The 14,347-nt window shown below is 68.8% G+C and carries 9 protein-coding genes; 7 read left to right on the top strand and 2 right to left on the bottom strand.

Annotated features, from left to right (window positions below):
• The first annotated feature begins 18 nt into the window (after window positions 1-18).
• Genes nirB through HWX39_RS06565 form a run of 3 tightly spaced genes read left to right on the top strand, consistent with a single transcriptional unit; the run spans window position 19 to window position 7,224 of the window.
• Window positions 19-2,616, top strand: a complete 2,598-nt coding sequence (gene nirB, locus HWX39_RS06575; protein WP_175966340.1) for a nitrite reductase large subunit NirB — start codon at window positions 19-21, stop codon at window positions 2,614-2,616.
• Window positions 2,617-2,654: 38 nt separating this feature from the next.
• Window positions 2,655-3,002, top strand: a complete 348-nt coding sequence (gene nirD / locus HWX39_RS06570; RefSeq protein WP_175966337.1) for a nitrite reductase small subunit NirD — start codon at window positions 2,655-2,657, stop codon at window positions 3,000-3,002.
• A gap of 16 nt (window positions 3,003-3,018) precedes the next feature.
• Complete coding sequence (locus tag HWX39_RS06565) at window positions 3,019-7,224, top strand: bifunctional nitrate reductase/sulfite reductase flavoprotein subunit alpha (protein ID WP_175966335.1); 4,206 nt, start codon at window positions 3,019-3,021, stop codon at window positions 7,222-7,224.
• Window positions 7,225-7,267: 43 nt separating this feature from the next.
• Here the strand turns inward: HWX39_RS06565 and HWX39_RS06560 are convergent, their stop codons facing one another.
• Window positions 7,268-8,044 carry an SDR family oxidoreductase gene (locus tag HWX39_RS06560; RefSeq protein ID WP_175966332.1) on the bottom strand — a complete coding sequence of 259 codons (777 nt, stop codon included), beginning with the start codon at window positions 8,042-8,044 and terminating at the stop codon, window positions 7,268-7,270.
• Between the two features lie 4 nt (window positions 8,045-8,048).
• Entirely contained in the window at window positions 8,049-8,486 is a 438-nt protein-coding gene (locus HWX39_RS06555; protein ID WP_175966330.1) for a heme-binding protein, read from the bottom strand.
• A gap of 95 nt (window positions 8,487-8,581) precedes the next feature.
• Here HWX39_RS06555 and HWX39_RS06550 point away from each other — a divergent pair, with 95 nt between their 5' ends.
• The 4 genes from HWX39_RS06550 (at window position 8,582) to HWX39_RS06535 (ending at window position 14,311) form a co-directional block, all read left to right on the top strand.
• Window positions 8,582-9,496 (top strand): LysR family transcriptional regulator, encoded by a 915-nt coding sequence (locus HWX39_RS06550; RefSeq protein ID WP_175967613.1) that lies wholly within the window; start codon window positions 8,582-8,584, stop codon window positions 9,494-9,496.
• 80 nt (window positions 9,497-9,576) lie between these two features.
• Window positions 9,577-10,011, top strand: coding sequence for a hypothetical protein (locus tag HWX39_RS06545; protein WP_175966328.1), 435 nt, complete (start codon window positions 9,577-9,579; stop codon window positions 10,009-10,011).
• 428 nt (window positions 10,012-10,439) lie between these two features.
• Window positions 10,440-13,034: a bifunctional lysylphosphatidylglycerol flippase/synthetase MprF gene (gene mprF / locus HWX39_RS06540; protein ID WP_175966326.1), complete on the top strand. Its 2,595-nt coding sequence runs from the start codon at window positions 10,440-10,442 to the stop codon at window positions 13,032-13,034.
• Window positions 13,031-14,311: a virulence factor family protein gene (locus tag HWX39_RS06535; protein WP_175966324.1), complete on the top strand. Its 1,281-nt coding sequence runs from the start codon at window positions 13,031-13,033 to the stop codon at window positions 14,309-14,311. Before mprF ends, HWX39_RS06535 begins: the two co-directional genes overlap by 4 nt.
• Window positions 14,312-14,347 lie beyond the last annotated feature (36 nt).

Raw genomic sequence — 14,347 nt, 5'->3', positions numbered from 1 at the left:
AGCGAAGGAAACGTCATCATGAAACTCATCGTCATCGGTCACGGGATGGTCGGCCACAAGCTGCTCGAATGCATCGCGGCGGAAGCGGGCGCGTCGGCGGCGCTGCAGGTCACCGTGCTCGGCGAGGAACCGCGTCCGGCCTACGATCGCGTGCACCTGTCCGAATTCTTCGCGGGCAAGTCGGCGGACGACCTGTCGCTCGTCGAACCCGGTTTCTTCGAGCGTCATCCGCAAATCGACCTGCGCGTGAACGCGCGCGTCGCATCGATCGACCGCGCTGCGCATATGGTCACGCTCGCGTCCGGCGAAACGCTCGCGTACGACAAGCTGGTGCTCGCGACGGGCTCGCGCCCGTTCGTGCCGCCGATGCCGGGGCACGATCGCGCGGGCTGCTTCGTGTACCGGACGATCGAGGATCTCGAAGCGATGCAGGCGTGCGGCACGCACGCGAAGCGCGGCGTCGTGGTCGGCGGCGGGCTGCTCGGCCTCGAATGCGCGAAGGCGCTGCGCGACATGGGGCTCGACACGCACGTCGTCGAATTCGCGCCACGGCTGATGGCCGTGCAGGTCGATGACGGCGGCGGCCGGATGCTGCGCGCGAAGATCGAGGCGCTCGGTGTGACCGTGCATACGGGCAAGAACACGCTCGAGATCGCCGATGGCGAAGACGGCGCGCACCGGATGATGTTCGCCGACGGCACGCACCTCGATGCCGACATGATCGTGTTCTCGGCCGGCATCCGCGCGCGCGACGAGCTGGCGCGTGCATGCGGGCTTGAAATCGGCCCGCGCGGCGGTGTCGCGATCGACGACACATGCCGCACGAGCGACGCGGACATCTACGCGATCGGCGAATGCGCGGCGTGGAACGGCATGGTGTACGGTCTCGTCGCGCCCGGCTACGACATGGCGCGCGTGGTCGCGAAGCAGCTCGGCGGCAGCGCTGACGGCACGGGCACAGCCGCGTTCGCGGGCGCCGACATGAGCACGAAGCTGAAGCTGATGGGCGTCGACGTCGCGAGCATCGGCGACGCGCACGGCACGACGGCCGGCAGTCGCACCTACCAGTACGCGGACGAGCGCCGCCAGGTCTACAAAAAGCTCGTGGTGTCCGACTGCGGCAAGTTCCTGCACGGCGCGGTGATGGTCGGCGACGCGGCGGAATACGGCACGCTGCTGCAGATGATGCTGAACCGCATCGAGCTGCCCGAGTCGCCCGAATTCCTGATCCTGCCGTCGTCGGACGGGGCCGCGAAGCCGGCGATCGGCGTCGACGCGCTGCCTGCGGCCGCCCAGATCTGCTCGTGCAACAACGTGTCGAAGTCGCGGATCTGCACGGCGGTGGCCGACGGCGCGACGAGCCTCGGCGCGCTGAAATCGTGCACCGGCGCCGGCACGTCGTGCGGCGGCTGCGTGCCGCTCGTCACGCAGATCATGAAGGCCGAGATGAAGAAGCAGGGCCTCGCGGTCAACAACCATCTCTGCGAGCACTTCCCGCATTCACGCCAGGAGCTGTTCCACCTGATTCGCGTCGAGCGCATCAAGACGTTCGACGAACTGCTGCAAAAGCACGGCCACGGGCTCGGCTGCGACGTGTGCAAGCCGGCCGTCGCGGGCATCCTCGCGTCGTGCTTCAACGAGTTCGTGCTGAAGAAGGAGCATGCGGGACTGCAGGATTCCAACGACTACTACCTCGCGAACATCCAGCGCGACGGCACGTATTCGGTCGTGCCGCGCATGCCGGGCGGCGAGGTCACGCCGGAAGGGCTGATCGCGGTCGGCCAGGTCGCGCGGAAGTACGGGCTTTACACGAAGATCACCGGCGGCCAGCGTGTCGACCTGTTCGGCGCACGCGTCGAGCAGTTGCCGTCGATCTGGGAGGAACTGATCGCGGCCGGCTTCGAGTCGGGGCATGCGTACGGCAAGGCGCTGCGCACCGTGAAGTCGTGCGTCGGCTCGACGTGGTGCCGCTACGGCGTCGACGATTCGGTCGGCCTCGCGATCGACCTCGAGAACCGCTACAAGGGCCTGCGCGCGCCGCACAAGATCAAGTTCGGCGTATCGGGCTGCACGCGCGAATGCGCGGAAGCGCAGGGCAAGGACGTCGGGATCATCGCGACCGAGAAGGGCTGGAACCTGTACGTGTGCGGCAACGGCGGGATGAAGCCGCGCCACGCGGAGCTGCTCGCGTCCGATCTCGACCGCGCCACGCTGGTCCGCTACATCGACCGCTTCCTGATGTTCTACGTGCGCACCGCCGACCGGCTGCAGCGTACGAGCGTGTGGCGCGACAACCTCGAAGGCGGGCTCGACTACCTGACCGATGTCGTCGTGCACGACAAGCTCGGGATCGCGGCCGAACTCGAAGCCGACATGCAGCACGTGGTCGACACCTACGAGTGCGAATGGAAGAAGGCCGTCACCGACCCCGACACGCGCAAGCGCTTCCGCCACTTCGTGAACAGCGACGCGCCGGACGAGAACATCGCGTTCGTCGAGACACGCGGCCAGATTCGCCCCGCGACACCCGACGAGCGCGTGCGCGGCAAGGCCGTGACGATGCCCGTCGTCGCCGTGAGCGCGACGCAGGCCGTGACCGAATCCGCAACCGTTTGATCCCGACCGACACCTGCGTCTTTTCCAAGGAGCCCATCATGAACGATCGTCTTCCGCCGTCCTGGACCCGCGTGTGCCCGCTCGACGACATCGTGCCGAACACCGGCGTGTGTGCGCTCGTCAACGGCGAGCAGGTCGCGGTGTTTCGCGTCGCGCATGCCGAAGCAGGCGGCGTGTTCGCGATCGACAACGTCGATCCCGTGTCGCGGGCGGCCGTGATGTCGCGCGGGCTGATCGGCAGCCTCGGCGAGCGCGTCGTTGTCGCGTCGCCGCTGTACAAGCAGCATTTCGACCTGCGCACCGGCGAATGCCTCGAAGCGCCCGAGCAGTCGGTGAGCGCGTATCCGTCGCGGGTCGAGGACGGTTTCGTGTGGGTCGCGGCCTGAGCGCCCCGGAGCACGCATGAGTGCCACCCCCGTCAAGAGCGTGTGCCCGTACTGCGGCGTCGGCTGCGGGATGGTGCTGCACGTCGAGGCAGGCGAAGTCGTCAAGGTGTCCGGCGACGCCGACCATCCGGCCAACTTCGGGCGGCTGTGCACGAAGGGCTCATCGGCGCACGTCGCGTTGCGCCGGTCGGGGCGGCTCGACCGCGCGTTCTTGCGCCGGGCGCGCGAGGACGACCTGGTGCCGCTGCCGGCGCGCGACGCGATCGCCGAAACCGCGCGCCGCCTGCGCGCGGTGCTCGATGCGCACGGGCCCGACGCGCTGTCGTTCTACGTGTCGGGGCAGATGTCGATCGAGGCGCAATACCTCGTCAACAAGCTCGCGAAGGGCTTCGTCGGCACCCACAACATCGAGTCGAACTCGCGCCTCTGCATGGCGAGCGCGAGCACCGGCTACAAGCAGTCGCTCGGCGCGGACGGCCCGCCCGGGTCGTACCAGGATTTCGATCGCGCGAACCTGTTCTTCGTGATCGGCGCGAACATGGCCGATTGCCACCCGATCCTGTTCCTGCGGATGATGGATCGCGTGAAGGCCGGCGCGAAGCTGATCGTCGTCGATCCGCGCCGCACCGGCACGGCCGACAAGGCCGACCTGTTCCTGCAGATCCGGCCCGGCACCGATCTCGCGCTGATCAACGGGCTGCTGCACCTGCTGCATGCGAACGGACGCACCGATGCCGCGTTCATCGATGCGTACACCGAAGGGTGGGACGCGATGCCCGCATTCCTCGCCGACTACACGCCCGAGCGCGTCGCGGAAATCACCGGGCTCGCGCAAGCCGACCTGCACACGGCCGCGCAATGGATCGGCGACGCGCAGGAGTGGATGAGCTGCTGGACGATGGGGCTCAACCAGAGCACGCACGGCGTATGGCATACCAACGCGATCTGCAACCTGCATCTCGCGACGGGCAGGATTTGCCGCCCCGGCAGCGGTCCGTTCTCGCTGACGGGCCAGCCGAACGCGATGGGCGGCCGCGAGATGGGCTACATGGGGCCGGGGCTACCGGGGCAGCGCTCGGTGTTGTCCGACGACGATCGCCGTTTCGTCGAGAACCTGTGGCGCGTGCCGGCCGGCACGTTGCGCAAGGAGACGGGGCAGGGCACGGTCGACCTGTTTTCGCGGATGGCGGCCGGCGACGTCAAGGCATGCTGGATCATCTGCACGAACCCGGTTGCCACGGTGCCGAACCGGCGGAACGTGATCGCCGGGTTGCAGGCCGCCGAGCTCGTGATCGCGCAGGATGCATTCCTCGACACCGAGACCAACCGCTACGCGGACATCCTGCTGCCCGGCGCGCTGTGGGCCGAAGGCGACGGCGTGATGGTCAACTCCGAGCGCAACATGACGCTGATGCGCGCCGCGATCGCGCCGCCGGGCGACGCGCTGCCAGACTGGCGCATCGTCGCGGAAGTCGCGCGCGCGATGGGCTTCGGCGATGCGTTCGACTATGCGTCGGCGGCCGACGTGTTCGACGAGATCGTGCGCTTCTCGAATCCGGCGACCGGCTACGACCTGCGCGGCGCGAGCCATGCGGCGTTGCGCGACGGGCCCGTGCAGTGGCCGGTCGCGCCGGGCACCGCGCGCGAGCGGCACCCGATCCGCTACCTGAACGACGGCGTGAGCCAGACGCTGCGCCCTTCAGCCGACGGCAACGACGCGCCGCGCGTCGCGTTCCCGACACCGTCGGGCAAGGCGCGCTTCTTCGCCCGGCCGCACGTCGATCCGGCCGAACTGCCCGACGATACGTTCCCGATCGTGCTGAACACCGGGCGGCTGCAGCATCAATGGCACACGATGACCAAGACGGGCAAGGTCGCGATGCTGAACAAGCTCAACCCGCGCCCGTTCGTCGAACTGCACCCGGACGATGCGAGCGCGCTCGGCATCGCCGCGAAGGACAGCGTCGAGATCCGCTCGGCGCGTGGCCGCGCGGTGCTGCCGGCCGTCGTGACCGGGCGCGTGCGGCGCGGCAACTGCTTCGCGCCGATGCACTGGAACGACGTGTACGGCGACGACCTGTGCATCAACGCGGTGACGAACGACGCGATTGATCCCGAATCGCAGCAACCCGAACTGAAATACTGCGCGGTCGCGCTGCGGCGCGTCGAGACCGATGCGTTCGCGTCCGCCGCCGACGAGACGGCGCAACACGGCGCACGCGCCGACGACGCGCGGCCCGCGCCGGCGATGGTGCAGGCCGATGCTTCACAGGAACCCGACATGGCAGACATCGACACTTTCGCGGCCGCGCTCGGCGTGGCCGACCTCGCGCCGCCGCCGTTGACCGACACCGAACGGCTGTATGTGGCCGGCCTCGTCAGCGGGCTGAAGGCGAGCGCCGGGCGGCGCGAGGGCAGCGTGCCCGTCCTGCCGGCCGGCGCGCCGCTCGCGCCGCCGGTGCGGGTCTGGCTCGACGGCATGCTGGCCGGGCTGTTCAGCCGCTCGCTGCCGGCGAATGTGCCGGCGAATGTGCCGGCGAGTGTGCCGGCGACGCCTGCTCCGCCGGCCGATGCCGGCGCGTCCGCAGGCGTGCGGATCGTGCGCATGCGGCCGAAGGTCGTGCTGCTGTGGGCATCGCAGACCGGAAACATCGAATCGTTGACCGAGGATTACGCGACGCAACTGATGAGTGCCGGCTTCGAGATCCGCACCGCGTGCATGTCCGACTATCCGGCGGCGTCGCTTGCCAGTGCGCAATACGTGCTGCTGATGACGAGCACGTTTGGCGATGGCGATGCGCCCGACAACGGCAGCGAATTCTGGGAAGCGCTGCAGTCCGGCAGCGCCGCGCGCCTCGACGGCGTGCACTACGCGGTGCTCGCGTTCGGGGATCGCAACTACGACCAGTTCTGCGGCCACGGCCGCCGCCTCGACGCGCGGCTCGCGGAACTCGGCGCGGCGCGGCTCTGCGCACGCGTCGATTGCGACGTCGAATTCCAGCGCGACGCCGACCAGTGGCTCGAGCGCGTCGTCGCGCGGATCAAGGCGGCCGATGCGGCGCTGCACGCGGTGCCGTCCGGCGGGATGAGCCCGTCGGGGCTGCTGCCGACGAAGGCGCATCCGGCGCCGTCGAAGCTCGTTGCGAACCTGCGGCTCAATCGCCCGGGCGCCGCGAAGGACACGCGCTATGTGTCGCTGTCGACCGAAGGCGCGAACCTCGAATACGAAACCGGCGACGCGCTCGGCGTATGGCCGACCAACTGCCCGGAACTGGTCGACGAACTGCTGTCCGTCACCGCGCTGAAGGCCGACGTGCCCGTATCGGTGGCGGGTGTCGGCGACATGCGCCTCGGCGACGCGCTCGCGCATCACTTCGACATCACGCGCCCGCATCCGGACACGCTCGCGTTCATCGCGTCGCGCAGCGCGAACGGCGCGCTGAAGTCGCTGCTCGGCGACGACCGCAAGCGCGACCTGAAGCAATGGTTGTGGGGGCAACAGCTTGCGGACGTGCTGCACGAGTTCCCGGTCGAGCTGTCGGGCACGGAACTGGTCGGCATGCTGAAGCGGCTGCAGCCGCGCCTTTATTCGATCGCATCGAGCCCGAGCGCGCACCAGGGCGAGATCCACCTGACCGTGTCGGCCGTGCGTTATCACAACGGCCGGCGCGCGCGCAAAGGCGTCGCGTCGACGTTTCTCGCCGATCGCGCTGATGATGGCCGCGTGCCCGTGTTCGTGCAGAAGTCCGCGCATTTCCGGCCGCCGGTGAACGGCGACGTGCCGATCGTGATGGTCGGCCCGGGCACCGGCGTCGCGCCGTTCCGCGGCTTCCTGCACGAGCGGCGGGCACGTGGCGCGCGCGGGCGCAACTGGCTGTTCTTCGGCGAGCAGCACGCGCAGACCGACTTCTACTACGGCGACGAGCTGGGCGCGATGCACGACAGCGGCTTCCTGACGCGGCTCGACCTGGCGTTCTCGCGCGACCAGGCCGACAAGATCTACGTGCAGGACCGGATGCGCGAGCAGGGCGCCGAGCTGTTCGCGTGGCTGGAGGAAGGCGCGCACTTCTACGTGTGCGGCGATGCCGCGCGGATGGCGAAGGACGTCGACGCGGCGCTGAAGGCGGTGGTCGCCGAGCACGGCGGCATGTCGGACGAAGCCGCGAACGACTACGTCGCGCGGCTTTCGAAGGCGCGGCGCTACATGCGGGACGTGTACTGAACGCGCGGAGCGGCGGCGTGCCGTGCGCCGCTCCGCCGGCGGCTTACTGCTGCCGCTCCCACGCGCGCGCCTGTTCGGCGCGCACGAACGCTTCCGACGATGCCGGCAGCAGGTTGCGGAACGCGCCGCCGTCGCTGTCGATCACGTCGACCATCTTCGCGATCATTTCCTCCGGGTCGTGCTGTTCGAGCGGGAACGTCAGCCGCTCGGGCGTCACGGTATGCACGGCCGGGTCGCGCCAGCGTCGCGCCGTCTCCATCATCCGGTCGTTGAAGCCCGTGCTGTACGGGCCGGGGTTCACCACTGCGACCTTGATCCCGTGCGGCGCGAGTTCCGCGTGCATCGCCTCGGCCATCGATTCGACCGCGTGCTTCGACGCGCAATAGGCACCCGTGAACGGCCCCGTGATCAGGCCCGCGATCGATGAAACGAACACGATCTTGCCGTGCCGGCGCGCGAGCATGCCGCGCGCGATCTGCTGCGTGAGTTCGAGTGGCCCGAACACGTTCACGTCGAACAGTGCGCGGACGATCTCGACCGGCAGGTCCACCAGCGCGCCGGCTTCGCCGACGCCCGCGTTGTTCACGAGTACGTCGATGTCGAGCTCGGCCGCGCGGGCTCGATCGTGAGGCGACGTGACGTCGAGCTTGATCGCGCGCAGCGCGGTGCCGCGCTGCGTGGCGGCGGCCGTCAGTGCGTCGATTTCGGCGGTGACGCGTACGCCGGCCGTCACGTCGTGACCGCGTGCGGCGAGGCGCAGCGCGACTTCGCGGCCGAAGCCGGTGCCCGCGCCGGTGATGAGGATGCGTTTCGGTGCCATGTGCTTACCTGGTGGAGTGGAACGTTGCCGGAAAGCGGTCGCGGCAGTGCTGCGCGATCGCGGTGTCTTCGTCGACGCTGCCGCCCGAGATGCCGATCGCGCCGACGCAGCGCCCGTCGCTGTCGACGAGCGGTTCACCGCCGCCGAACGTGACGAGCCCGCCGTGGCTGTGTTCGATGCCGCGCAGCGGACCGTCGCCCGACATCGCACCCAGCACGCCGGTCGATGCGCGGAAGCGGACCGCCGTCAGCGCCTTGCGTTGCGCGAGATCGATCGCGCCGAGGAAGCAGTCGTCGGTGCGCGCGAACGCGAGCAGGTTCGCACCGGCATCGACGACGGCGATGGCGATGCCGGCGACCTGCAGCGATGCGGCGTGTGCCAGTGCCGCATCGATCGTGCGGCGGGCGGCCGCGAGCGGCAGCGCGGCGGTGAGCGGGTTCATGCGAGGCTCCGGTGGGAAGACAGTGCCAGTGTAGGCAGTCGCGGTATATGGGAGAATTCGCATTCCGCTCGAAGGCGTTTCAAGTTTTTTTAATGATGAGCAGACGCGATCCGATGGCCGGGCTGCACGTGTTCATGACCGTCGCGACGGCCGGCAACTTCACGCGGGCCGCCGCCGCACTGGGCCTGACGCCGGCGGCCGTCAGCCTCGCGATCGGGCAGCTCGAGGGCGAGCTGAACGTGAAGCTGTTCAATCGCAGCACGCGCGGCGTGAGCCTGACGGAAGCCGGCCAGCGCTACTGGCGGCAGACGGAGCCAGCGTACCGGCAGGTCATGCAGGCCCGCGACGAGCTGAAGGATGCGCGCAGCGAGCCGAACGGGGTGTTGCGCGTGACCGCGCTGCCGCTCGCGCGTGCGCGCGTGATCGCGCCGGTGCTCGCCACGTTCCGCGAGCGCTACCCGAAAGTCCGGCTCGAGATCCGCTACGAGAACGAACTGGTCGATATCGCGAAGGACGGGTTCGATGCGGGGATTCGCCTGGCCGACCGGTTGCAGCCGGGCATGATCGGCGTGCGGATCGCGCCGGCGTTGACGTGTGCGCTGGTTGCATCGCCCGGTTATCTGGCACGGTATGGCGCGCCGGCGTCGATTGCCGAGTTCGAGCGGCATGCGTGCATCCGTTTCCGGTTCTCGGAGAGCGGACGCCTGCACAAATGGCTGTTGCGCGACGGGCAGCGCGACGTCGACCTCGATCCGGACGGCGTGCTCGTGACGAACGACGCCGACGCGGTGATCGATGCGGCGCGCGAGGGTGTCGGCATCGCGTTCGCGTTCATGCGCGAGCGGATCGAGCAGGACTTGCGTGACGGCACGCTCGTCGAGGTGCTGCCCGGTGCATGCCGCACGCTGCCGCCGATGTGGCTGTACTACGTCAATCGCAAGCACATGCCGGCCAAGCTGCGCGCGTTCATCGACGTGCTGCGCGAACGCAACGGCGCGGACGACGCGTAGCCGCATCGGCCGGACGGCTGCAGCGATGCGGCCGTCGGCGCATGATGGCGGCTCCATCCACGAAGCCATGGAGTCGCGTCATGACGGCATTCCCGCATTTCCCGATTCGAACCCTTGCAATCGCTGCAGTGGTGGCCGGTGCCGCGATCGGCTGCGCACCGGCCATCGGCCAGACGTCGACCGTGCCGGCCGGATCGGCTGCCGCGACGCCCGACAACGCGGTACTGCTCACGGTATTCCTGAAACACGACCAGTCGCGCCCGCTTGCCGAGCTGAATGCGCAGCTCGCGAAGCAGGGGTTCTACAAGGCGTTTCCGCCGCCGGGCGTGGAGGTGGTGAGCTGGACCGTGACGATGGGGATCGGGCAGATCGTCGTGCTGCGGTTGCCGGCGTCGCGGCTGCGCGAGGTCAATCGGGTGCTGGAGGATACGGCGTGGGGCGCGTATCGGACGGAGTTCTATCCGACGTACGACTACAAGGCGATCGGGTTGGGGGAGCATGAGCGGGCGGAGTAATGGGGCCCGTGCGTTCCCGGCTCGGGAGACGGTAGGCGCCCGTCACACGGATCAACCAGTCCCCATTTCCGAAGTGGTGCACTGGCCCGTGAATCCGTCCTCGTCCACGCAGCCCGACCGGGAGAATTTCTCCCAATTCCGCTACCGGCCATTCATCTGATGAAAAAACCCGTCCGGTTCCCGGTATGATGCGCACCTTGCGTCGATCGGACGCACAATTTTTGATGCGATTTTTACGCACGCGGCACCACAAATCCGCACAATCCGAACTTGAAAGATTCTGTAATATAAATTCCGTATACTCGTAAGTTCTGATCCAGGCGCCGCCTGCCACTTCCTTCGGCCGACCGCCCAAGCAGAACAACCAGATACGTCGCCGCTTGGCCGTCTTGCGCCGCGACACGCTATGCACCACCACTGAACAATCTATGTCTTCCCGCCACTCTGGTTCGCCTGGCCGCGCCGCGGCGGCGATCGCCCGTGTCCGGGCGCTGATCCGCAACGAGCGTGTGCTGTCGCCGCTGCTCGCGCTCGGCATCGGCCTGCTGCTGATCGTGGTTTTCCAGCACCTGTCGGAATCCGTCGACTATCGGTCGGTGATCCGCCAGCTGCGTCACATGTCCGCCGGCGAGTGGGGCGCGTCGCTGGCCGCGACGGCCTTCAGTTATCTCGCGCTCGTCGCCCGCGACGCGGTCGGCCTGCGCTACGTCGCCGCGAAAGTGCCGCGCGTCGCGTTGTGGATCGGCGCGATCGCCGGGTCCGCGCTCGGTAATGCGACCGGCTTCGGCGCGCTGACGGGCGGCGCGGTGCGCGCACGCGTGTACGGCGTGTCGGGCGTCACGCCCGCGCAGATCGGCCGGATGACGGTGTTCACGAGCGGCACGCTGGCGCTCGCGATGGTGCTGATGACGGCGGTCGGCATGGTCTGCATGCCGGAAGCGCTCGCCGCGATGCTGCACGTCGCGCCCGGCGTGCTGACGTGGACCGGTGCGGCGCTGCTGGTGGTGCTGGCCGCGATGGTCGTGATGTGCGGCAACACCGCCCGCCCGGTCGTCACGCGCTTCAAGTGGCTGTCGTTCGACGTGCCGGCGCGGCGCGATCTCGTCGCGCAGGTCGTGTATGCGGTACTCGACGTCGTCGCGGCGGGCCTGACGCTGTGGGTGCTGCTGCCGGCCGCGCCGGTCGGCTTCCCGACCTTCATTACCGTTTACGCCGCGGCGTTGCTGCTCGGGATGATCGGCCATACGCCGGGCGGGATCGGCGTGTTCGAAGCGGCGATGGTCTTCACGCTCGGTCGCGAAGTGCCGCCGCACGCGATGGTCGCCGCGCTGATCGCGTATCGCGCGATCTATTTCGGCGTGCCGCTCGTGCTGTCGGCCGGCCTGCTTGCCGGTTTCGAAGGCCGCGCGCTGCGGCGCCGGCTCGTGACGCGGCAGGCCGTGCGCGTGTCGCAGCTCGCGCCGGTGTTCCTGAGCCTCGTGACGTTCGCGGTCGGCGGGATGCTGGTGATCTCGAGCGCGACGCCCGCGTTCTGGCACCGGATCGCGATCCTGCGCCACCTCGTGCCGCTGTGGGTGCTCGAAGGCTCGCAGGTGATCTGCAGCGTGCTCGGCGTCGCATTGCTGTTCGTCGCGCGCGGGCTGCTGCGCCGCCTCGACGGCGCATGGTGGATGACCTTCGCGCTGACGCTCGCGAGCCTCGCGCTGTCGCTGGCGAAGGGCCTCGCGTTCGTCGAGGCCGGCGTGCTCGGCACGCTGCTGGTGCTGCTGCTGGTCAGCCGTCGCCGCTTCAACCGCCATTCGTCGCTGCTGGCCGAGCGCTTCACGGTGAGCTGGTTCGTGTCGGTGGCGATGGTGCTGATGCTGGCCGTATGGGTGCTGTTCTTCGCGTTCCGCGACGTGCCGTACACGCGCGAGCTGTGGTCGCATTTCTCGTTCGACGCGCGTGCGCCGCGTGCGCTGCGCGCGACGCTCGCGGCCGGCGTGTTCGTCGCGCTGTTCGCGCTGTGGCAATTGCTGCGCCCGGCGCCGGGCCGTTTCGTGAAGCCCGCGGAGCAGGACCTGTCGGATGCCGAACGAATCATCCGCGCGCAGGAATGCAGCGATGCGGGCCTCGCGCTGATGGGCGACAAGTCGTTCCTGTTCTCGGAGTCCCGCCGGGCCTTCCTGATGTATGCGAAAAACGGCCGCACGTGGGCCGCGCTGCACGACCCGGTCGGGCCGCGCGAGGAGTGGCCGGCATTGATCAGCAAGTTCATCGCGCTCGCACACGCGCATAGCGGCCGCGCGGCGTTCTACCAGGTGCGTGCGAACGCGCTGCCGCTGTATCTCGATGCGGGGCTCACGCTGATGAAGCTCGGCGAGGAAGCGCATATCGCGCTCGACCGGTTCGACCTGAAAGGTTCGAACCGCTCGCACCTGCGCTACGCGCTGCGCCGCGGCGACAAGGACGCGCTGACGGTCGAGGTGATCGCGCCGAGCGACGTGCCGGCCGCGCTGCCGGCGCTGCGCGACATCTCGGACGGCTGGCTCGACAGCCGCGACGCGCGCGAGAAGAGCTTCTCGGTCGCCGCGTTCCACGACGGCTATCTGGCGACGCAGTCGGTGATGCTCGTGCGGCAGGCCGACAAGCCGATCGCGTTCGTCACGTTCATGACGACCGACCTCAACACCGAGGCGACGGTCGGCGTGATGCGCCATCTGCCGGAGGCGTCGCCGTACGCGATGGAATATCTGTTTACGCAGCTCGCGCTGCATCTGAAGGAAGCGGGCTTCCGCAAGCTGAGCCTGGGTATCGCGCCGTTCTCGGGGATGGGGGCGGCGAAGATGCCGTCGCCGTTGCACCGGATCGGCCTGATGGTCTGGCGCTTCGGCGGCCGCTTCTACAATTTCCGCGGCTTGCGCGCATTCAAGAGCAAGTTCGAACCGCACTGGGAGCCGCGTTACCTCGCGGCCTCGGGCACGGTCGGCGTGTTTGTCACGCTGGCGGATCTGTCATTGCTGGCGGGAGGTCGGCGTTCATGATGTTGAAGAAGGGAATCGCGCGGGCGGCAGCCGCCTGCGCGGGAATGATGCTGGCCGGCGCCGCGTGCGCCACGCAACCGGCCGCCGTGAAGGCCGAAACCGTGTCGGGCGGCCGCTACGGGCCCGTGACCGTGACCAAACCCAGCGGCCCGTTGCGCGGCTTCGTCGTGCTGTTCTCGCGCGAGGCCGGCTGGAACGCGGCCGACCAGCAGGCCGCCGATGCGCTCGCGAAGGCCGGTGCGATGACGGTCGGCGTCGATTCGGAGCGTTATGCGATGAATCTCGCCGCGAAGCCGGAGACCTGCCACCACCTCGACGGCGACGCCGAAGCGGTCAGCCACCAGCTCGAACGCCTCGCGCAATCGTCGCGTTATTTCACGCCGATCGTCGCGGGCGTGGGTCAGGGCGGCGCGATCGCGAAGCAGATCCTGTCGATGGCGCCGGAGAACACGATCGCCGGTGTCGTATCGGTCGATCCGGCCGCCAAGCTCGATCCGCGCTTCAAGCCGTGCCCGCCCGATCCGACGATCGTGCGCCGCGCGATGCCGGGCTTCGTCGAAACGGCGGCCACCGGCGATTCCGCGAAGCTCGTGTCGCTCGTCACGTCGCATCTGCGGGACACCACGAGCGGCGACGAACTCGACGTGTCGGATCTGCCGCTCGTCGAACTGCCGGCCAAGGGGGGCAACGGCCAGCTCGCGATCGTGATCTCGGGTGACGGCGGCTGGCGCGATCTCGACAAGACGATCGCCGAGGCGCTGCAGCGCGACGGCGTGTCGGTGGTCGGCATCGACAGCCTGCGCTATTTCTGGAGCGAGAAGCCGCCGGCGCAGGTGAGCCGCGATCTCGCGCGCGTGATGCGCACCTACATGGCGCGCTGGCATGCGAACCGCGTGGCGCTGGTCGGCTACTCGTTCGGCGCCGACGTGATGCCGTTCGCGTACAACCGGCTGCCGGCCGACCTGCGCGACAAGGTCGCCGTGATGTCGCTGCTCGGTTTCGCGCCGGCGGCCGATTTCCAGATCCGCGTGACGGGCTGGCTCGGCATGCCCGCGAGCGACAAGGCGCTGAAGGTCGCGCCGGAAATCGCGAAGGTGCCGCCGCAACTCGTGCAGTGCTTCTATGGCGCGGAAGAGAAGGACACGATGTGTCCGGCGCTCGTGAACACGGGTGCCGACGTAATCAAGACGCAGGGCGATCATCACTTCGGCCGCGACTATATCGCGCTCGAGAAGAAGATCCTCGGCGCGTTCGGCAAGCCGGTCGCGGCGCGCTGAACGCCGGCGCCCGCTTCGCGGCGGGCGCCGGCCGGT

The sequence above is a fragment of the Burkholderia sp. BCC0322 genome (assembly GCF_902833045.1).
Classification (GTDB): Bacteria; Pseudomonadota; Gammaproteobacteria; order Burkholderiales; family Burkholderiaceae; genus Burkholderia.
The sequence above is the reverse complement of the archived record's forward strand: the minus strand, read 5'-3'. Positions and strand labels throughout refer to the sequence as shown.

Bases quoted from the DNA above. Each gene is read 5' to 3' on its own strand.
- mprF (WP_175966326.1), top strand. From the start codon at position 10,440: ATGTCTTCCCGCCACTCTGGTTCGCCTGGCCGCGCCGCGGCGGCGATC.
- nirD (WP_175966337.1), top strand. From the start codon at position 2,655: ATGAACGATCGTCTTCCGCCGTCCTGGACCCGCGTGTGCCCGCTCGAC.
- HWX39_RS06565 (WP_175966335.1), top strand. From the start codon at position 3,019: ATGAGTGCCACCCCCGTCAAGAGCGTGTGCCCGTACTGCGGCGTCGGC.
- HWX39_RS06545 (WP_175966328.1), top strand. From the start codon at position 9,577: ATGACGGCATTCCCGCATTTCCCGATTCGAACCCTTGCAATCGCTGCA.
- HWX39_RS06560 (WP_175966332.1), bottom strand. From the start codon at position 8,044: ATGGCACCGAAACGCATCCTCATCACCGGCGCGGGCACCGGCTTCGGC.
- HWX39_RS06550 (WP_175967613.1), top strand. From the start codon at position 8,582: ATGAGCAGACGCGATCCGATGGCCGGGCTGCACGTGTTCATGACCGTC.
- HWX39_RS06535 (WP_175966324.1), top strand. From the start codon at position 13,031: ATGATGTTGAAGAAGGGAATCGCGCGGGCGGCAGCCGCCTGCGCGGGA.
- HWX39_RS06555 (WP_175966330.1), bottom strand. From the start codon at position 8,486: ATGAACCCGCTCACCGCCGCGCTGCCGCTCGCGGCCGCCCGCCGCACG.
- nirB (WP_175966340.1), top strand. From the start codon at position 19: ATGAAACTCATCGTCATCGGTCACGGGATGGTCGGCCACAAGCTGCTC.